Origin of the sequence: Azospirillum tabaci (assembly GCF_014596085.1) — a bacterium.
Lineage (GTDB): Bacteria > Pseudomonadota > Alphaproteobacteria > Azospirillales > Azospirillaceae > Azospirillum > Azospirillum tabaci.
In genome coordinates this window covers 1-19,326 of the sequence record NZ_JACCJY010000045.1, presented here as the reverse complement: position 1 = coordinate 19,326, position 19,326 = coordinate 1, and the positions used below count along the sequence as shown (strand labels likewise).

General features: G+C 69.8%; 16 protein-coding genes. 7 read left to right on the top strand and 9 right to left on the bottom strand.

Features of this window, described 5'->3' with window-relative positions; all coding sequences use genetic code 11:
* Nucleotides 1-41: 41 nt before the first annotated feature.
* A complete protein-coding gene (locus tag H0B54_RS27445; RefSeq protein ID WP_188262964.1) occupies nucleotides 42-923 on the bottom strand; it encodes a fumarylacetoacetate hydrolase family protein in 882 nt (293 codons plus the stop codon).
* A gap of 222 nt (nucleotides 924-1,145) precedes the next feature.
* On the opposite strand from H0B54_RS27445, the gene H0B54_RS27440 reads away from it, so the two are divergent.
* Entirely contained in the window at nucleotides 1,146-1,922 is a 777-nt protein-coding gene (locus H0B54_RS27440; protein WP_188262963.1) for a FadR/GntR family transcriptional regulator, read from the top strand.
* 36 nt (nucleotides 1,923-1,958) lie between these two features.
* On the opposite strand, the gene H0B54_RS27435 is transcribed toward H0B54_RS27440, so the two are convergent.
* The 8 genes from H0B54_RS27435 to H0B54_RS27400 all read right to left on the bottom strand — a co-directional run bounded on the left by H0B54_RS27435 (nucleotide 1,959) and on the right by H0B54_RS27400 (nucleotide 10,958).
* Nucleotides 1,959-2,234, bottom strand: a complete 276-nt coding sequence (locus H0B54_RS27435; RefSeq protein WP_188262962.1) for a cytochrome C oxidase subunit IV family protein — start codon at nucleotides 2,232-2,234, stop codon at nucleotides 1,959-1,961.
* 3 nt (nucleotides 2,235-2,237) lie between these two features.
* Nucleotides 2,238-2,828, bottom strand: a complete 591-nt coding sequence (locus H0B54_RS27430; RefSeq protein ID WP_188262961.1) for a cytochrome c oxidase subunit 3 family protein — start codon at nucleotides 2,826-2,828, stop codon at nucleotides 2,238-2,240.
* Nucleotides 2,829-2,961: 133 nt separating this feature from the next.
* Complete coding sequence (locus H0B54_RS27425) at nucleotides 2,962-3,117, bottom strand: hypothetical protein (RefSeq protein WP_188262960.1); 156 nt, start codon at nucleotides 3,115-3,117, stop codon at nucleotides 2,962-2,964.
* A 93-nt stretch (nucleotides 3,118-3,210) separates the two neighbouring features.
* Nucleotides 3,211-4,416, bottom strand: coding sequence for a CoA transferase (locus tag H0B54_RS27420; RefSeq protein WP_188262959.1), 1,206 nt, complete (start codon nucleotides 4,414-4,416; stop codon nucleotides 3,211-3,213).
* A 158-nt stretch (nucleotides 4,417-4,574) separates the two neighbouring features.
* Nucleotides 4,575-5,327: a glucose 1-dehydrogenase gene (locus tag H0B54_RS27415; RefSeq protein ID WP_188262958.1), complete on the bottom strand. Its 753-nt coding sequence runs from the start codon at nucleotides 5,325-5,327 to the stop codon at nucleotides 4,575-4,577.
* Between the two features lie 135 nt (nucleotides 5,328-5,462).
* Nucleotides 5,463-6,422 (bottom strand): LysR family transcriptional regulator, encoded by a 960-nt coding sequence (locus tag H0B54_RS27410; RefSeq protein WP_094306621.1) that lies wholly within the window; start codon nucleotides 6,420-6,422, stop codon nucleotides 5,463-5,465.
* 111 nt (nucleotides 6,423-6,533) lie between these two features.
* Complete coding sequence (locus H0B54_RS27405; protein ID WP_188262957.1) at nucleotides 6,534-8,234, bottom strand: acyl-CoA dehydrogenase family protein; 1,701 nt, start codon at nucleotides 8,232-8,234, stop codon at nucleotides 6,534-6,536.
* Nucleotides 8,235-8,276: 42 nt separating this feature from the next.
* On the bottom strand, nucleotides 8,277-10,958 hold the full coding sequence (locus tag H0B54_RS27400; protein ID WP_188262956.1) for a 2-oxoglutarate dehydrogenase E1 component: 2,682 nt from the start codon (nucleotides 10,956-10,958) through the stop codon (nucleotides 8,277-8,279).
* A gap of 372 nt (nucleotides 10,959-11,330) precedes the next feature.
* Between H0B54_RS27400 and H0B54_RS27395 the strand changes: the two genes are divergently transcribed.
* The 6 genes from H0B54_RS27395 to H0B54_RS27370 all read left to right on the top strand — a co-directional run bounded on the left by H0B54_RS27395 (nucleotide 11,331) and on the right by H0B54_RS27370 (nucleotide 19,224).
* Entirely contained in the window at nucleotides 11,331-12,416 is a 1,086-nt protein-coding gene (locus H0B54_RS27395) for a TRAP transporter substrate-binding protein (RefSeq protein WP_188262955.1), read from the top strand.
* Nucleotides 12,417-12,545: 129 nt separating this feature from the next.
* Nucleotides 12,546-13,166, top strand: a complete 621-nt coding sequence (locus tag H0B54_RS27390; RefSeq protein ID WP_188262985.1) for a TRAP transporter small permease subunit — start codon at nucleotides 12,546-12,548, stop codon at nucleotides 13,164-13,166.
* 169 nt (nucleotides 13,167-13,335) lie between these two features.
* Complete coding sequence (locus H0B54_RS27385) at nucleotides 13,336-15,126, top strand: TRAP transporter large permease subunit (RefSeq protein WP_188262984.1); 1,791 nt, start codon at nucleotides 13,336-13,338, stop codon at nucleotides 15,124-15,126.
* Nucleotides 15,127-15,151: 25 nt separating this feature from the next.
* A complete protein-coding gene (locus H0B54_RS27380) occupies nucleotides 15,152-16,135 on the top strand; it encodes a ketopantoate reductase family protein (RefSeq protein WP_188262954.1) in 984 nt (327 codons plus the stop codon).
* A 153-nt stretch (nucleotides 16,136-16,288) separates the two neighbouring features.
* Nucleotides 16,289-17,743 (top strand): aldehyde dehydrogenase family protein, encoded by a 1,455-nt coding sequence (locus H0B54_RS27375; RefSeq protein ID WP_188262953.1) that lies wholly within the window; start codon nucleotides 16,289-16,291, stop codon nucleotides 17,741-17,743.
* A 29-nt stretch (nucleotides 17,744-17,772) separates the two neighbouring features.
* A complete protein-coding gene (locus tag H0B54_RS27370; RefSeq protein WP_246472895.1) occupies nucleotides 17,773-19,224 on the top strand; it encodes an FAD-binding oxidoreductase in 1,452 nt (483 codons plus the stop codon).
* Nucleotides 19,225-19,326: the final 102 nt, after the last annotated feature.

Below are 19,326 nucleotides of genomic sequence, written 5' to 3'. Positions count from 1 at the left end.
TTGTTGTCTTTCGCCGATCAGACGACCAATCCGGCCCCTGATCAGACGAGCGTGTTGCTCAGCGCGCCGATGCCGCTGACCTCGACCGTGACGCGGTCGCCGGGGAACAGGAATTTCGGCGGCGAGAAGCCCAGCCCGACGCCGGCCGGGGTGCCGGTGGCGATGATGTCGCCGGGGTACAGCGTGATGCCGGCGGACGCCGTCGCGACCAGGGTCGGGATGTCGAAGATCAGGTCGCGGGTGCTGGCGTTCTGGCGCAGCTCGCCGTTGACCCAGGTCTTCACCTGGAGATTGGTCGGGTCCAGCTCGTCGGCGGTGACGACCCACGGCCCCATCGGGCAGAAGGTGTCGAAGGACTTGCCCAGCAGCCACTGCTTGTGCCGCTTTTGGACGTCGCGGGCGGTCACGTCGTTGATGACGGTGTAGCCCCAGACATGCTGGTAGGCGTCCTCCGGCGCGATGTTCTTGCCGCCCTTGCCGATCACCAGAGCCAGCTCGACCTCGTAATCGATCTGCTCGCTGATGCCGCGGGGGTAGAGGATCGCCTCGTCCGGCCCGATGACGCTTTCCGGAACCTTGGTGAAGAAGATCGGCAGGGCCGGCACGGCGTCCGCGGCGCCGGTGGCGCTGCTGTCGTAGCCGCTGCCGGCGAATTCGCGGGCGTGGTCGTGGTAGTTCTTGCCGACGCAGAAGATGTTGCGCGCCGGGCGTGGAATGGGCGCCTCCAGCCGGACGCGGGAGAGGCTGATGCCATCCCCGTCGACGATGATGCGCCCCTTGATTTCGTCGTAGCGGCGGATGACGTCGAGCAGATCGTCCACCGGTTCGCCGAGCAGCAATTCCAACGGCCAAACCCGCTTCCTGTCCGGATCGATGACCGCGACGGCGCGGCGTCCGTCAAGCTGGATGGTCGCAAACTTCATGGCGTTTCCTTCTCGCCCATTGTTGAGCCAATTCCTCATCAAACCAGAACCGCGGATCAGCTTGTGAGCCAATTAGGCCGTCTTGGTGATTGTTTGGTCAACTGAAAAAATGGAAGTATGACGTTTGGTTCCGAGCAAGGTTGAAGGATTGCGTTGCGAAACGCCCGGGAGCTGACTAGAATTGGGGCACGTTTGGATCATCTCCTCGGAACGAGGACGGGAATGGACACGCTGAATCTCAGGGACCGGGCGGCCAACGGCGCCAACGCCGTCGTGCAGTTCATCGAGCGCAACATCGCGGATGGCAGCTGGGGCCCCGGCACCAAGCTGCCGACGGAACGGGATCTGGAGAAGCGGTTCGGGGTGTCCCGCAACACGTTGCGCAAAAGCCTGCGGCAGTTGGAGGATCAGGGAAAGATCGTCCGCCACGTCGGCCGCGGTTCTTTCGTCGCGGGCAGCCTGGAACCGGCGCTCGGCGCGGCGATCCGCCTGCTCGCACCGCAGGACGGCGAGAATCTGGTCCGGCGCATTCACGGCGCCAGCCCGACCGAGGTGATGGAGGTGCGGCTGATGGTCGAGCCGCTGGCAGCGGAGCTGGCGGCCAGCCGGGCGAACGCGGCCGACCTGCAGCGGCTGGAGGAGTGCCTGCTGCGCGCCGACCAGGCGCGCGACGTGCCCGACTTCGAGCATTGGGACGGGATGCTCCACGTCGCCATCATCGCCGCGACGAAGAACGGCCTGCTGATGGACATCTATGACGCCATCAACGACATCCGCAACCAGCCCGAGTGGGGCCGGTTGAAGGCGCGCAGCGTCACCCCGCAGCGCCGCGCGGTCTATCAGGAGCAGCACCGCCGCATCGTGTCCGCCCTGCTCGACCGCGATGGGGCGAAGGCCCGCGCCGAACTGCTCCAGCATCTGACGCTGGTCCGCGCCAATCTGCTGGCGGCGTCAAGCCAGGGAATCGCGGCGGAGCCGGACGCGGCCATTGACCTCTGAAGGGCGCGCCCCGGGGCGACGGGCCCGAACCGCCCCTCAGCGCAGAGCCGGGCCAATCATCGGCAGAAGGACGTAAATCCCGAAGATCGTCACCCCCAGCAGGGTGAGCAGTGTCCGGAACAACGTCCGCCACCCGCTGTCCGCGCGGTGAAGGTCCAGGTAATGGGTGAGAATCCGGTCGGCCTTGACGTTGCCCGCGGCGAGGACGAGTCCGACCCCGAGCGGGCCGAGATCGCCGGTGCCATGCCCAGCCCACATCGAAACGGCGGTGAGGAGCATCAGAACCATCAAGGTGCGCGTCAGGATCGCCATCGCTCACCTCAGCAGATAGACGATCGGGTAGAGCAGCACCCAGATCAGGTCCACCATGTGCCAGAAGGCGGCTCCGGTCTCCATGTTCTCCAGGCTGTCCCACCACGTGACGATGCCCAGGATCACGATCCCCGCGGCGACGTGCATCGCGTGGAAGCCGGTCATAAGGTAATAGAGCTGGAAGAATGTGTTGGTCTCCAGCGTCAGGCCCCGGCCGATCTTGTCGCCGTACTCGACGGCCTTGATGGCGAGGAACAGGCCGCCGAGGGCCATTGCGCCGAGCATCGCCGCGCAATGGGGGCGGCCCGAGGCCCGGCGCCGCACGGCGATCGCGACCAGCCAGCCGCTCGTCACCAGGACCATGGTGTTCACGCCGCCGAGCAGACGGTCCAGCTGCGCCTGCGAGGAGTCGAAGGTCGCCGGGTCGAGGGCGCGCGCCACCGCAAAGCCGATGAACACCGCCCCGAAGGCCGCCAGTTCCCCCAGGATGAGAATCCACATCATGGGGTTGCCGGGCAGACTGGAGAGAGGCCCCCAGTCGGCGGCCTCCCCGTCCGCAGCGACGACCGCTGTCGGTACGGGAGTTTCCGTCATGTCCGCTGTGCCTCCGGAAGTGATGACCGGAAGGGACCATGACGCGGGACGGGGGCACTGTCTTTGCCCCGGCGCAAACTCGCGGACCGTTGCCGTTCAGCGGGACCGGACGGCGCCGATCATCAAACGCCCGTCACTGATAGCCGCCTTTTTCCGCGCGCTCCCGCGCGGCGTCCTCCTGCGCCTTCGTCATCTCGTCCTTGCTCGCCCCCGGCTGCTCCTTGGGCTTGCCGGTCGCGCGGTCGTTCTCGGCTTGCGGTTGGGAGTCGGTGTTGCGGTTGTCGCCCATCGCGTCATCCTCCGGCATGAGGCGGGCCGATGCGGCCCGCCGTAAGCCTCACCAACACCCCCACGCGCCGGTCGTCTCGCCCCGCTCACATGGTCAGGCGACGATGCCGGCGTCGTGCAGGCGGCCGATCTCGGCGGACGGCAGGCCGAGCAGGTCGGCCAGCACCGCGTCGGTGTCCTGCCCCAGCACGGGTGCCGGGCGGTGGTCGGTGCGCTCGCCCAGGCCGGGGAAGCCGAGGGGCGAGCCGGGAACCAGCAGCGGACCGACCTCCGGCTGCTCGACCTCGCGGAACAGCGGGTTGGCGGTGGAGCAGCGCGCGTCCTCCGCCACCAGCTGGCCGAAATCCCGGTACGGCCCCCACAGCACGCCCGCCCCGGCGAAGGCGCTCTCCACCTCGGACAGGGTGCGGGCGGCGAACCAAGGGGCGAGCACGGCGGAGATGGCGTCGCGCGCCAGGAAGCGCCCGCCCTCGTCGTTCATGTCCACGTCCATCAGCGGGCCGATCATCGCCAGCCGCTCGGTCAGCCCGGTCGCCTTGCCGAGCGCCTTCCACTGGCGGTTGGAGATGGCGACGACCATCGCCCGCCGCCCGTCGGCGGTGGCGAAGTCGCGGCCGTAGGCGCCGTAGAGGTCGTTGCCCATCGGCGGCCGCACGGCGCCGTTGACCCGGACGTCAGCGAGGTAGCCGAGGTTGCCGACGGTCGCCAGCATCACGTCGGCCAGCGCCACCGTCACCTCCTGCCCGCGTCCGGTGCGACGGCGGTGCCGCTCCGCCGCCAGCAGGCCGGTCGCCAGATAGAGGCCGGCGGCGACGTCCCAGGCCGGCAGCACATGGTTCACCGGCTCACCGCCGCGGCCGGTCGCCATCGGGAAGCCGCTGGCGCAGTTGACGGTGTAGTCGACCGCCGCCGACCCGTCCGGGTTGCCGGTCAGCCGCAGCATGATCAGGTCGTCGCGCTTGGCCGACAGCGCCTCGTAGCCCATCCAGCCGCTGGCCGGCAGGTTGGTCAGCAGGAAGCCCGCGTTCTCGCCCGCGGCGGTGATGATCGCCTGGGCGATCTCCCGCCCCTCCGGCCGGTCGAGCGCCAACGTCACCGACCGTTTCGCCTTGTTCAACGCGGTCCAGTAGAGGCTGGTGCCGTTCGGCGCCACCGGCCAGCGGCGGTAGTCGATGTTGCCGCCGATGGGGTCGATGCGGATCACCTCGGCGCCCAGCTGGGCCAGCGTCATGCCGCCCAGCGGCGCGGCGATGAAGGCCGACACCTCGACGACGCGCAGATCGGAGAGAAGCGAGGACATGGGAGTCTCGATCCAGATGGAAACAACGTGGTGGACGGGTGCCCCCACCCTAACCCTCCCCCGCTTCGCAGGGGAGGGGACTGCCGCCGCTCTCGCGAAAATCCCCCTCCCCCGCCCAGCGGGGGAGGGTCGGGGTGGGGGCTAACGATCGATGCGGGTTACACGCAACGCCCGCCGTCGATCTCCAGCACCACGCCGGTCAGGAAGGCCGCCTCGTCCGACGCGAGGTAGAGGGCGGCGTTGGCAACGTCGGTCGGCTGGCCCAGGCGGCCGAGCGGCACGATGCCCATCATGCGCGCGCGCTTCTCCGGGGTGTCGCCGCCCATGAAGGTGGCGAGCAGCGGCGTCTCGGTGGCGACCGGGGCGAGCGCGCAGACGCGGATGTTGTCGGGCGCCAGCTCCAGCGCCAGCGACTTGGTGATGTTGTGCACGGCACCCTTGGTCGCGTTGTACCAGACCAAGCCCGGACGCGGCCGCAGGCCGGCGGTGGAACCGAGATTCAGGATCACGCCGGACTTCTGCGCCCGCATGGTCGCGACGACCGCTTTGGAATAGAGATAGATCGACTTGACGTTCAGCGCGAAGACGCGGTCGAACTCCTCTTCCGTCACGTTCTCGAACGGGCCGTTGGCGTGGGTGGAGCCGGCGTTGTTGACCAGGATGTCGAGCCGCCCGAACGTCTCGACGGTGGTGGCGATGGTCATCTCGACGTCGGCCATGCGGGTCACGTTGGCGGCGATGCCGACGGCGGACTCGCCCAGACGCTCCGCGACCGCCTTGGCGGCGTCGCCGTTGATGTCCACGACCGCCACGCGGGCGCCCTCGCGCACGAAGGTCTCGGCCATCGCGAGGCCCAGCCCCTGCGCCGCACCGGTGATCAGGGCGACCTTGCCGTCCAGACGCTTCGTCATTCTTGTTTCCTCCCCAAGGGATTATGTGGTGATGGGGAGGCTATCCGCGCCGCACCGGCCGTGCTATGGACCATCCGTCATAGCTGCTATCAGCCCGCACAGCCGTGTCATGCACAACGGATCATGCACCGCGGGTCAGGGGGCGCTGTTCTCCCCGGCGCTGCCGGGGGCGACGACCTTGCCCTTCAGCACGCCGTTGGCGACGCATTTCGCCACCTCGGCGTGGATCAGCCGCAGCAGGGCGCGCGTCGCCTTCGACACCGGCTGGTGCAGCGGCGTCGCGGTGACGAGCATGGCGTGCATGTCCTTCGAGCTGACCTCGCGGGCGATCAGCCGGCCCTGGCGCACCTCGCGATGGACGGCGCCGAAGGGCAGGATGGTCGAGCCCATGCCCTCCTCCACCAGCTGCTTGATGGCGGTGACGGAATCGATCTCCATGTCGACCTGAAGGTCGATGTCGGCCCGCCGCACCGCCGCGTCGACCACCCGGCGCAGGCCATTCTCCAGCCCCGGAAGGACGAAGCGCAGACCGCCCAGCGTCTCCACCTCGATCGGCCCGTCGTCGCCGGCCACCGCGTCCTTGGCGGACTGGACGAGCAGCAGATTCTCCACGAGCAGCGGCGAGGACAGCATGCTGCGCCCGCGCCGGGCGTCGTAGAGCACGGCGAGGTCGAGCCGCCCGCCCTCGACCCATTCCAGCAGCGTGCCGCTGAACACCTCGTGGATGCGCAGCGTGGCGTCGGGATAGTTCTCGTGGAAGCGGCGGGCCAGCGGCGCCCCCAGCGTGGCGCAGATCGATGGGGGGAGACCCAGCGTGACGGAACCGGTCAGCCGTTCCGACTGGTCCTGGATTTCCTCCTTGATCTCCGACAGCGCGCCCAGCAGATGGCGCACCACGTCATAAAGCTTGCGCCCCTGCTGGGTCAGCGAGACGCCGCGCCCATGGCGGTAGAACAGGCTGGTGCGCAGCTCGTGCTCCAGCTTCTGGACCTGCCGGCTGAGCGCCGGCTGGGTGATGCCAAGCTTGACCGACGCCTTGGAAAAACTGCCAAGGTCGGCCACCTGAACAAAGTAGCGCAGTTCCAGAAGTTCCATCGCGGGCAGGTCTCGTCGTTCGGCCTCCAGGTCGGATAGCGAATACTCTGGTATGATACAAGCGGAGTCCGGGCAGGTCAGTCCTGCCCGGCCCTCCGCCGCGTCTCGCGGTCAATTGCGCCGGGTGAGAAGTCCGCGCGCCACAACCTGGGCCTGGATTTCCGCCGCCCCTTCGAAAATATTCAGGATGCGGGCGTCGCACAGCACACGGCTGATCGGATACTCGACGGCATAGCCGTTGCCGCCATGGATCTGCACCGCGTTGTCGGCGTTCGACCAAGCGACGCGCGCGGCCAGCAGCTTCGCCATGCCGGCCTCGATGTCGCAGCGGCGGTCGCTGTCCTTCTCGCGCGCGGCGAAATAGGTGAGCTGGCGGGCGATCATCGTCTCCACGGCCATCCAGGCGATCTTGCCGGCGACGCGCGGGAAGGCGGCGAGCGGGCGGCCGAACTGGACGCGCTCCTGGGCGTAGCGCAGGCCAAGCTCCATCGCGTTCTGCGCCACCCCGACGGCGCGGGCGGCGGTCTGCACGCGGGCGGATTCGAAGGTTGCCATCAGCTGCTTGAAGCCCTGGCCCTCGACGCCGCCGAGCAGGTTGCCGCGCGGCACCGCGAAGCCGTCGAAGCCGATCTCGTACTCCTTCATGCCGCGATAGCCGAGCACCGGGATCTCGCCGCCGCTCATGCCCTCGGCCGGGAAGGGGTCCGCCTCGGTGCCGCGCGGCTTCTCGGCGAGCAGCATCGACAGGCCGCGGTAGCCGGGGGCGTCCGGATCGGTGCGCACCAGCAGGGTCATCAGATCGGAGCGGCTGCCGTGGGTGATCCAGGTCTTCGCCCCGGTGACGCGGTAGGTGTCGCCATCCAGCACGGCGCGGGTGCGCAGGCTGCCCAGGTCGGAGCCGGTGTTGGGCTCGGTGAAGACGGCGGTCGGCAGGATTTCGCCGGACGCGATGCGCGGCAGCCAGCGCGCCCGCTGCTCGGCGGTGCCGCCCAGGCGGATCAGCTCGGCGGCGATCTCCGCACGGGTGCCGAGCGAGCCGACGCCGATGTAGCCGCGCGACAGCTCCTCCGTCACCACGCACATGGCGAGCTTGCCCATGCCGAGCCCGCCGTCCTCCTCCGGCACGGTCAGGCCGAAGACGCCCATCTCGGCCATCTGCTCGACGACCGGCATCGGGATCAGCTCGTCCTTGAGGTGCCACTCGTGGGCGTGCGGCTCCACCACGTCGGCAACGAAGCGGCGGAACTGCTCGCGCACCATGTCGAGCGCCTCGTCCTCCAGCGCCGCCTCGCCGAAGCCGCCCCCGTGCAGCGCGTCGGCCAGCAGTTCGGCGATGCGCAGCCGCAGGGCGGAGGCGTTGCCGGCGGCGATCAGCCGGCGCACCGCCTCGGTGCGGAAGGCGGCGCGCTCCGCGTCGTCCAGCCCGAAATCGGCGGGGCGGACGATCTCGCCCTGACTCATCGCCAAGCCGCCGTCGAGCTGGGCCAGATACTCGCCGAAGGCGGCCTGGAGCATGCAGGCCTCAAGCTCGCCCAGCCGGCCGGCGCGGTCCAGCCGCTCCGCCCAGCCCTGCATCTGGCGCAGCGCCTCGGCGTAGGTCGCCACCCAGGCGAAGCCGTGCGCCGCTACCTGATGGCGGTCGAGCGCCGCCGCATCGACGCGCCCGTCCGGCGCCACCAGCGCGGCGACGCCGCGCTCGGCGGCCTCGGCCAGCCGCGCCACCGCGTCGAGCGCCGCCGCCGTGGTGGACAGCAGGTCGGGCAGCAGATCAGACAGCGGAAGCGGGCCGTTGGAGGTTGGTGTGGACGACATGGCGGGTTTCCTCGGTGCGTGTTGTTTTGGTGTTGTTCTTGCTCAGTCCGCCGCGATGGTCTCGCGGGGCGGGAGGGACGCGGCGATCCCGGCGAAGGCCTGCTCCACCAGCCGGCGCTGGTCGGCCTCGTGGTCGCCGTGGAAGCTGCCGGCGGGCGAGGCCGCCTCGTCGCGGGCCACGCAGGCGACGCGCGGCTCGGCGCAGCCGGCGGCCGCGCGCAACGCCTCCAGACGGCGGTCCAGGTAGGTCCACGCGCCGAGATTGCACGGCTCCTCCTGCACCCAGGCGCAGGACGCGCCCGGCCAGCGGCGGAACAGCGCCGACAGCGCGGCGTCGGGCAGAGGATACAGCATTTCCAGCCGGACCACCGCCACCGCGTCGGCACCGGTTTCGGGTCCGCGCTCGGCCCGTTCGCGCTCCAGCTCATAGGCCAGCTTGCCGCTGCACAGCAGGATGCGCTCGACCCGCACCCCGGCGGTGGCGATGACCGGCTGGAAGGCGGTGCCCGGCGCAAGTTCGGCCAGCGTCGACACGGCGGCGGGCAGGCGCAGCAGCGTCTTCGGGCTCAGCACCACCAGCGGCTTGCGGTCGCGGCGCAGCATCTGCCGGCGCAGCAGGTGGAAGTAGTTGGCCGGGGTGGAGGGGTGGGCGACGCGGATGTTGTCGCGCGCCGCCATCTGGAGGAAACGCTCCGGCCGGGCGGAGGAATGCTCCGGCCCCTGCCCCTCCAGCCCGTGCGGCAGCAGGATGACGAGGCCGGAGGGCTGGCGCCACTTGTCCTCGGCGCTGACGATGAACTGGTCGATCATGATCTGCGCGCCGTTGGCGAAGTCGCCGAACTGCGCCTCCCAGATCACCAGCGCGTCGGGCCGCTCCAGGCTGTAGCCGTATTCGAAGCCGAGCACGGCGTATTCCGACAGCGGGCTGTTGACCACGTCGAACCGCGCCTGCTCCACCCCCAGATGATTCAGGCTGACGTGGCGGCGCCCGGTGACGGTGTCGGTCAGCGCGAAATGGCGGTGCGAGAAGGCGCCGCGCACCACGTCCTGGCCGGTCAGCCGCACCGGCGTCCCCTCGGCGAGCAGCGTGGCGAAGGCCAGCGCCTCGCCGGTCGCCCAGTCCAGCGGCTCCTCGGCGCGGCGGCGGATGACGCGCTCCACCTTGCGGTCCACGGCGAGCCCGTCGGGAATGGCGGCCAGCGCCGCCAGCAGCGCGCGCAGCCGGTCGTCGGCGATGCCGGTGTCCGGTTCGGCGGGAACCGCGCCGGCCGGGGCGAAGGGCGTCCAGCGCCCGCCGGGAAAGCCGTCGTGGTTCGGCCGGTGGTCGGAGGCCGCGGCCAGCGCCTCCTGGAAGCGGGTCTTGTGCCCGGCGGCCAGCGCCTCCGCCTCCTCGGGGCCAATCAGCCCGTCGGCGGCCAGCCGCTTCGCGTAGAGCGCGCGGGCCGGCGGGTGGGCGTCGATCGCCTTGTAGTCGAGCGGCTGGGTGAAGCGCGGCTCGTCGATCTCGTTGTGGCCGTTGCGGCGGTAGCCGACGAGGTCGATCACCGCGTCGCGCCCGTGCGTCTGCCGGAAGGCCACGGCGAGGTCGGCGGCGCGCAGGGCGGCATCGGGATCGTCGGCGTTGACGTGCAGGATGGGGCTGTCCACCGCTTTCCACAGGCCGGTGCAGTGGAGCGAGGTCCGCGCCTCCTCCCGCTCGGTGGTGAAGCCGATCTGGTTGTTGACGATGACGTGGATGGTGCCTGCGACGGTGAAGCCAGGAACGCCGGACAGTTGCAGCGCCTCCGTCACGCTGCCCTGGCCGATCACGCTGGCGTCGGTGTGCAGCAGCACGCAGAGCACCCGCTTGGCGTCGCCACCCTGCGCCCGCTCCAGGTCCTGGCGCGCCCGCGCGCGGCCCAGCGTGACCGGGTTGATCGCCTCCAGATGCGACGGGTTGGGCGACAGGGTCAGGGCCAGCGACCGCTCGCCGAAGGACAGGGTGCTCTCCACCCCCATGTGATAGGGCACGTCGGCGGGAACCGGCGGGTCGGCCAGGAAGGGGTGCATGCCCTTGATGCCGGCGAACAGCTCGACCAGCGGCTTGCCCAGCGCGTTGGCCATCAGGCTGAGCCGGCCGCGGTGCATGGTCCCGACCTGCACCTCGGTGACGCCCGCCGCCGCCGCCGCCGCGAGGATGCGGTCGAGCAGCGGGATCAGCGTCTCCATGCCTTCCGCCCCGAAGCGCTTCTTGGTCGGGTAGCGGACGCCGAGCAGCCGTTCGAACTCCTCCGCCGCGGTCAGCAGCGCCAGCGCACGGCGGCGCGCCTCGGCCGGCGGAGCGGTCTCCGCCCCCTCATAGGCGTTGCGCAGCCAGGAGCGCAGGGCCGGATCGTCGATGTGCGCGGTCTCCAGCGTCAGCGTGCCCTGGTAAAGCCGGCGCAGGCGCGCGGTTTCAGCGTCCTCGGACGCGGAGGATGCGGGAGGCGCGGCGCGGCCCAGCGGGTCGAGGGCGGCGGCGGCGTGGCCGCGCTGGCGGATTTCCTCCTGCCGCAGCGGAACCGTCGGATCGCCGGCCGGACCGCCCGGCGGTGCCCCGGCGGGAACGGCGCCCAGCTCGTCCAGGATCTGGAAGACGGCGCGCCAGCTCACGTCCACCGACGCGGGGTCCTCGCGGAAACGTTCCTGCAACGCTTCGAGATAGGCGGCTCCGGCGGCGTTGAGCGGAGAGGACAGCCTAGACATGGCGCACACCGTTCATGCGATTGAACATCCGTCGGTTTGATGGCGGTCGGAGACCAGTTGCCCCCAGCTTATCGGCCCATCGCACGGCGCGGAGCGCATGGCGTGCCTGTAGCAGATATTCATTGCGGGCATAGCAAACCGTCCGTGCCCGCACCGGTTGGCGCGGGATCGTGCGGGTTTCGGATGAAACCGTTCGTAGCGCTGATGGCTTGCCGCGCTTATGGCTGATATGCCGGCAAAACGCATTCCGCTGTGCGGCCGCCTGATCCACTGTCAGGGTCACCAAGCCTTCCCCGGCCACGCACCAGGGACCAAGCGCCTCGGACCGGCATCGCTCGTCCGGGCAACAAAAATCTCGGGAGGAAGACCAACATGAAGCGCCGTCAATTCTTCAAGGGTGCCGCCGTCGTTGCCGGCGCCTCCACCCTCGCCGCCCCGGCCATCGCCCAGTCGGAGCCGACGATCCGCTGGCGCTGCGTGTCCAGCTTCCCGAAGAACATCGAGGTGCTCTACGGCAGCGCCGAGGTGATGGCGAAGAACATCGCCGAGGCCACGGACGGCAAGTTCCAGATCCAGGTCTTCGCCGCCGGCGAGCTGGTCCCGGCGCTGCAGGCGCTCGACGCCGCCAGCAACGACACGGTGGAGATGGCCCACACCGCGTCCTACTACTATGTCGGCAAGGACCCGAGCTTCGCCTTCGGCTGCTGCCTGCCCTTCGGCCTGAACACCCGCCAGCAGAACGCCTGGTTCTACCACGGCGAGGGCGGCAAGCTGCTGGAGGAGTTCTACGCCGGCCACAATCTGAAGGCGCTCGCCGGCGGCAACACCGGTTCCCAGATGGGCGGCTGGTTCCGCAAGGAGATCAAGAGCGCGGAGGACCTCAAAGGGCTGAAGTTCCGCATCTCCGGCCTCGGCGGTCAGATCCTCTCCAAGCTGGGCGTCGTTCCGCAGCAGGTCAGCGGCGGCGACATCTACCCGGCCTTGGAGCGCGGCACCATCGACGCCGCCGAGTTCAACGGCCCGCATGACGACGAGAAGCTCGGCCTCTACAAGATCGCGCCGAACTACTATTACCCGGGCTGGTGGGACGGCACCTCGCTCCAGCATTTCTTCATCAACACGAACCGCTGGAACAGCCTGCCCAAGCATTATCAGGCGGCGCTGACCTCGGCGGCGGCGCTGGCCAACGTGGACAGCGTGGCGCGCTACGACGTGCTGAACCCGGCGGCGCTGAAGCGCGTGGTGGAGAAGGGCGCCAAGCTGCGCGCCTTCCCGCAGGACGTGCTGCAGGCCAGCCACAAGGCGGCGATGGAGCTTTACGACGAGCTGTCGGACAAGAACCCGACCTTCAAGAGGTTCTACGAGAGCTACCGCCGCTTCCAGACGGACTCGAACCTGTGGAACCAGGCTTCGGAATACGCCTACGACAGCGCCACACTGCGCCTCGCCCGGCGCTGATCCGGCACGTCATCAACCACGGCCGGGGGGCGAAGCCGCCGCCCCCGGCCGTGGCATCGTCGCGTTCCGCGCGACCGGCTTTTTCGGGAGGGCCTGCCCACCATGCCGAGCCCCAACGCTTCCCCTTTCATGACGGCCCTGGTCGGGGCCTGCCGGCTGGTCGACGCGGTCACCGCGCGGCTGGGCAAGGCGATATCCTGGCTGATCGTGCTGGCGATCCTGGTGTCGGCCGTCAACGCGGTCGTCCGCAAACTGTTCGACGTCAGCTCGAATTCGTGGCTGGAACTGCAATGGGTGCTGTTCGCCGCGGTGTTCCTGCTCTGCTCCCCCTGGACGCTGAAGGAGGACGAGCACATCCGCATCGACATCGTGAACGCGCAGCTCGGCAAGCGCGCCCGCGACAGCATCGACCTGTTCGGCCATCTGGCCTTCCTGCTGCCCTTCAGCTTCGTGATGTTGGTCACCTCCTGGCCCTTCGCGTTGGCCTCTTACGCGATCGAGGAGCAATCGATGAACGCCGGCGGCCTGCCGCAATGGCCGGCGAAGATGCTGATTCCGCTGGGCTTCACCGTGCTGTTCATCCAGGGCCTGTCCGAGCTGGCCAAGCGCGCCGCGATCATGTCCGGCCATCTGGAGGACGACAACCACCGGGCCGGCGGCCATCAGGCGGCGGCCGAGGCCGAGGCGGAACGGCTGCTGGCGGCCGAACGCGAGCGCACCACCCACCCCGACACCCTACCCAGCCGGTGACCGCGCGATGAGCACGACCTCCCCCACCCCTTCGCCGCGCGCCGTCCGGCTGTCCGTCATCTCCCTGGTGCTGCTGGCGGTGGTCGCCGTGGCGCTCTACGTGCTGCCGGTGCCCGGTGCCGCCGCGCTCGCCGAACAGGACGGCTGGCGCGGCTGGTTCGGCCACAACATGGCGCCGATCATGTTCGCCACGCTGGTGGTGATGCTGCTGCTGGGCTATCCGGTGGCCTTCGCGCTGGCCGCCAACGGGTTGCTGTTCGGCCTGATCGGCATCGAGATCGGGCTGTTCCGCCCCGACCTGTTCCAGGCGCTGCCCGAGCGCGTCTACGGCACGATGAACAACGACGTGCTGCTGGCCGTGCCCTTCTTCACCTTCATGGGTCTGGTGCTGGAACGCTCCGGCATGGCCGAGGACCTGCTCGACACCATCGGGCAGCTGTTCGGCTCGATCCGCGGCGGTCTGGCCTACGCGGTGATCTTCGTCGGCGCGCTGCTCGCCGCGACGACCGGCGTGGTCGCCGCGTCGGTGATCTCGATGGGCCTGATCTCGCTGCCGATCATGCTGCGCTACGGCTACGACCGCCGCTTGGCGTCGGGAGTCATCGCGGCGTCGGGCACGCTGGCCCAGATCATCCCGCCGTCGCTGGTGCTGATCGTCATGGCCGACCAGCTCGGCCGCTCGGTCGGCGACATGTACGAGGCCGCCTTCGTGCCCGGCCTGCTGCTGTCGGGCCTCTACGCCCTCTATGTCTTCGTCGTCTCGATGATCTGGCCCAAGGCCGCTCCCGGCCTGCCGCCGGAGGCCATCGCCCACCGCGAGCCGAACGGCGCGCGCGGCGTCTGGCAGCTCGGCCTGCTGGCCCTGTTCTCGGGCGCGGTCGCCACCTGGGTGATGGGCCGCACCGACGTCAAGTCGGGCGCCGACTACGTCGTGCTTCTGCTGTCGGTGGCGGTGCTGGTCGCCTTCCTGGCGGCCGCCTTCAACCGCGGCTTCGGCGCGCAGCGCCTCGTCCTGCAGACCATCGCCACGGCGGCGCTGACCGCGGTGGCGGCGTGGCTGACGCTCAACGCGTGGACCACCCTGGCCCTGATCGGCGATTCCATCGCGGCGGGCGCGCTCTACGCCCTGACGGTGGCGGTGGTGGAGCGGGCGACCGGCCGGCGCCTGATCTCCCGCATGGCCGAGCAGGCGACCTTCGTCATGGTGCCGCCGCTGGCGCTGATCTTCCTGGTGCTGGGCACCATCTTCATCGGCCTCGCCACCCCGACCGAGGGCGGCGCCATGGGCGCCGTCGGCGCGCTGGCGCTCGCGGCCATGAAGAAGCGCCTGAACTTCGACATGGTGCGGCAGGCCACTTACTCGACGGCCAAGCTGGCGGCCTTCGTGCTGTTCATCCTGATCGGCGCGCGGGTGTTCTCGCTGACCTTCTACGGCGTCAACGGCCACATCTGGGTCGAGGAGCTGATGGTCTCCCTGCCCGGCGGGCAGATGGGCTTCCTGATCGCCGTCAGCGTGATGGTCTTCCTGCTGGCCTTCTTCCTCGACTTCTTCGAGCTGGCTTTCATCGTCATCCCGCTGCTGGCCCCGGCGGCGGATCGTCTGGGCATCGATCTGGTGTGGTTCGGCGTCATCCTGGCGGTGAACATGCAGACCAGCTTCATGCACCCGCCCTTCGGCTTCTCGCTGTTCTTCCTGCGCTCGGTGGCGCCGAAGCTGCCTTACATCGACCGCATCACGAAGAAGGAGACGGCCCCCGTCCTGACCAGCCAGATCTACTGGGGTGCGGTGCCCTTCGTGGTCATCCAGCTCGTCATGGTGGCGCTGGTGATCGCCTTCCCGCAGATGGTCATGCACTACAAGTCGGCCGCCACCAAGCTCGACGACAAGCAGATCGAAGAGCAGTTCAAGGGCCTCGGCGGCGACCTCGACGACGACCTGCCGCCGCTGGAATTCAAGTGATCGAGACCGAGAGAGGGAGAGCGACATGCGCATCGCCGTCGTAGGGGCCGGGGCCGTTGGCGGCGCGCTGGCCGGGTATCTCGCCGCCACGGGCCGGCACGAGCTGTCGCTGCTGGCCCGCGGCGGCCATCTCGCGGCGATCCGCGATGGCGGGCTGACCGTGCAGACGCCGAAGGGAACGCTGACCAGCCGGCCGCGGGCCAGCGATTCCGCCGCCGACCTCGGCCCGCAGGACGTGGTGATCGTCACGGTGAAGGGGCACGGGCTGCCGGCCCTGGCCCCGTCCTTCCCCGCCCTGTGCGGGCCGGACACGCTGGTGGTGGCGGCGCAGAACGGCATTCCCTGGTGGTACCTGTACGGCGCCGGGGACGGCGTGACGCCGGAGCCGCTGGAGGTCGTCGATCCCGGCGGCGCCATCTGGTCGGCCATCGGGCCGGAGCGGGTCGCCGCCTGCGTGATGGAGGTGCTGCCCGCCCGCATCGTCGAGCCGGGCGTCGTCGCCCACACCGCCCTGCCGGTGCTGGCCTTCGGCGCCCCCTGGCCCGGCGACCACGCGGAAAAGCTGGCGGCGCTGGCCGACTCCTTCAACGCGGCGGGCGCCACCGCCCGCCTGCCCGCCGACATCCGCGTGCCGCTGTGGAGCAAGCTGATGCTCAACATGGCGGTCGGCCCGACCAGCGTGCTGACCGGCGCCACCATGGGCGCCATGGAGCAGGCCCCCGGCATGGCCGCCGTCCAGGGCCGGCTGATGCGCGAATGCCTGAACGTCGCCCATGCCTGGGGCGTCGCCCTGCCCGACGACATCGACGAGCGGCTGAGCCGGGGCAGCGGCGTGCCCGGCCACAAGCCGTCGATGCTCCAGGATTTCGAGGCGGGGCGCAGCATGGAGATCGACCCCATCGTGACCGCCGTCCTGGAGCTGGCCCGCCGCCGTGGCGTGCCGGTGCCGACCATCGAAACATTATGGGCGCTGACCGCCCTGAAGGAGCGGGTGGCGCGCGCCGACTGAGCGCACTTACCCCCACCCTAACCCTCCCCCGCTGTCACAGGGGAGGGGACTGCCGCCGCTTCGCGAAAATCCCCCTCCCCTGCGCAGCGGGGGAGGGCCGGGGTGGGGGCAAGGACCAGCGCCACCGAAGAACGTCCCCGGAGAAAAAACGACATGTCCCCCGCTTCCGATCGCATCACCAACTTCATCGCCGGCTCCTGGCGTCCGGGCCGTGACCGGCTCGACATCGTCAACCCGTCGAACCTCGACGAACTGGCCGGCTCCTACTCGCTGGCCGGCGCCGACGACGCGACGGAGGCTGTCGCCGCCGCGCGCGCCGCCCAGCCGCAGTGGCGCGCCGCCACGGTGGAGCAGCGCTCGCTGGTGCTCGACGCCATCTCCCGCGCGCTGTTCGACCGCAAGGACGAGCTGGCCCACATCGCCGCGACCGAAGGCGGCAAGACCATCCCCGACGCGCTGGGCGAGATCACGCGTGCCGCCCACCTCGCCCGCTTCTTCGCCGCCGAGGCGCTGCGCGCGCCGGGCGAGACGCTGGGCTCGGTCCGGCCCGGCGTCGAGGTCGACGTGACGCGCGAGCCGGTCGGCGTCATCGGCCTCGTCACGCCCTGGAACTTCCCGGTCGCCACGCCGATGTGGAAGATCGCCCCGGCGCTGGCCTTCGGCAACGCGGTGATCTGGAAGCCGTCGGAGAAGACCCCCGGCATCTCCATCGCCGTCACCCGCCTCATCGCGGAAGCGCTGGAGGCCCACGGCATGCCCAGCAGCCTGTTCAATCTGGTGATCGGCGCCGGCCCCAACGTCGGTGCCGCCGTGGTCGACGCCGTGGACGCCGTGTCCTTCACCGGCTCGGTCAACACCGGGCGGCGCATCGCCGTGCGCTGCGCGGAGCGGATGATCCGCGTCCAGCTGGAGCTGGGCGGCCAGAACCCGCTGGTCGTGCTGGGCGACGCCGACCCGGAGCGCGCCGCCGAGATCGGCGTCAACAGCGCCTATTTCCACGCCGGCCAGCGCTGCACCGCCACCGGCCGCTTCATCGTCGAGGACTCGATCCACGACGCCTTCGTCGCCGCGATGACCGAGCGGATGGCGGCGCTGCGCGTCGGCCACGCCCTGCAGCCGGAAACACAGATCGGCCCGGTCATCGACGAGTTCCAGCTCACCAAGAACCTGCAATACATCGACACCGGCCTGAAGGAGGGCGCGCAGTTGGCCTCCGGCGGCGGGCGGCTGGACCGGCCGACGCGCGGCTGGTTCCTCGCCCCGACCCTGTTCACCGAGACCAGAAACACCATGACCATCAACCGGGAGGAGGTCTTCGGCCCGGTCGCCAGCGTCATCCGCGTCAAGGATTACGAGGAGGCCCTGGCTGTCGCCAACGACACCGACTACGGCCTGTCGTCGGGCATCATCACCAACTCGATGAAGCACGCCCGTCACTTCCAGGCCAACATCCAGGCCGGCATGACCATGCTGAACCTGCCGACGGCCGGCGTCGACTACCACGTCCCCTTCGGCGGCCGGAAGATGTCGAGCTACGGCCCGCGCGAGCAGGGACGCTCCGCCATCGAGTTCTACACCATCATCAAGACGGCTTATCGCGCGCTGTGACGCGGAACCGAAGCCCAGGGAGAGCCTTCTTGTCCAACGACACCCTGACCACCGGGCGGCCGGACTTCGCGACGGCCGTGCTCGCCCCCATCCACGCCATCGTCGGCGACCGCGGGCTGATCACCGATCCCGGCACCATGCAGCCCTTCATGGAGTCCTGGCGCGACGGTTGGGTCGGCCGCTCCCCCGCCGTGGTTCTGCCCGACAGCACCGAGGCGCTGGCCGCGGTGGTGCGCATCTGCGCGGAGACGCGCACGCCGATCGTGCCCCAGGGCGGCAACACCGGCCTGACCGGGGCCAGCCAGCCGCACGCCGACGGGTCGGAGATCGTCATCTCCACCAACCGGCTGAACCGCATCCGCGAGATCGACATCGACAACGACACGATGACGGTGGAGGCCGGCTGCATCCTCGCCAACATCCAGAACGCGGCGCGCGACATCGGCCGGCTGTTCCCGATGAGCCTCGCTGCCGAGGGCTCCTGCCAGATCGGCGGCAACATCGCCACCAACGCCGGCGGCGTGCAGGTCGTGCGTTACGGCAACATGCGCAACCTCGTCGCCGGGCTGGAGGTGGTGCTGCCCGACGGGCGGATCTGGGACGGGCTGCGCGGGCTGCGCAAGGACAACGCCGGCTACGACATGAAGCAGATCTTCATCGGGTCGGAGGGCACGCTGGGCATCGTCACCGCCGCGGTGCTGAAGCTGTCGCCGCTGCCACGCGCCACCGCCACGGCGCTGGTCGCGGTGTCGGCCCCCAGCGACGCCGTCGATCTGCTGACCCGCGCCAAGGGCGTGGCCGGCGACCGCATCATCACCTTCGAGCTGATCCAGCGCGACTGCATCGACGTGGCCCGCCGCCATGTGCCGGACGTGCCCGACCCGCTGCGCGACCGCTATCCCTGGTACGTGCTGGTCGAGCTGGCCGACCAGGACGGCGGCAACCGCCTGATGGAGATGCTGGAAGGCATCCTGGAGGCGGGAATGGAGGCCGGCGAGGTGCTGGACGGCGTCGTCGCCGCCTCCAAGGCCCAGGCCGATTCGCTGTGGCGCATCCGCGAGGGCATCCCGGAAGGCCAGAAGCGCGAGGGCGTGTCCTTCAAGCACGACGTCTCGGTGCCGATCTCCCGCGTGGCGCGCTTCCTCGACCGCGCCAACGCGGCGCTGGAGCGGGAATGCCCGGGCATCCGCCCCTTCGCCTTCGGCCATCTCGGCGACGGCAACATCCATTTCAACCCGATCCAGGCGGAGGGCGGCGACCCGGCCGAATGGAAGGCGAAGCTGGCGACGGTCAACGCTATCGTCCACGACATCGTCGTCGAGCTGGGCGGTTCCATCTCCGCCGAGCACGGCATCGGGCGGCTGCGCATCGACGAGATGCCGCGCTACAAGTCGCCGGTTGAGCTGGACATGATGGCGACTCTGAAGCGCGCCTTCGATCCGCACAACATCATGAATCCCGGCAAGATCCTGCGCGCCTGAGCGCGGTTCCGCCAGTCCAAGGATTGATCCCTATGAAGGTCCTCGTCCCGGTCAAGCGGGTGGTCGATTACAACGTCAAGATCCGCGTCAAGGCGGACGGTT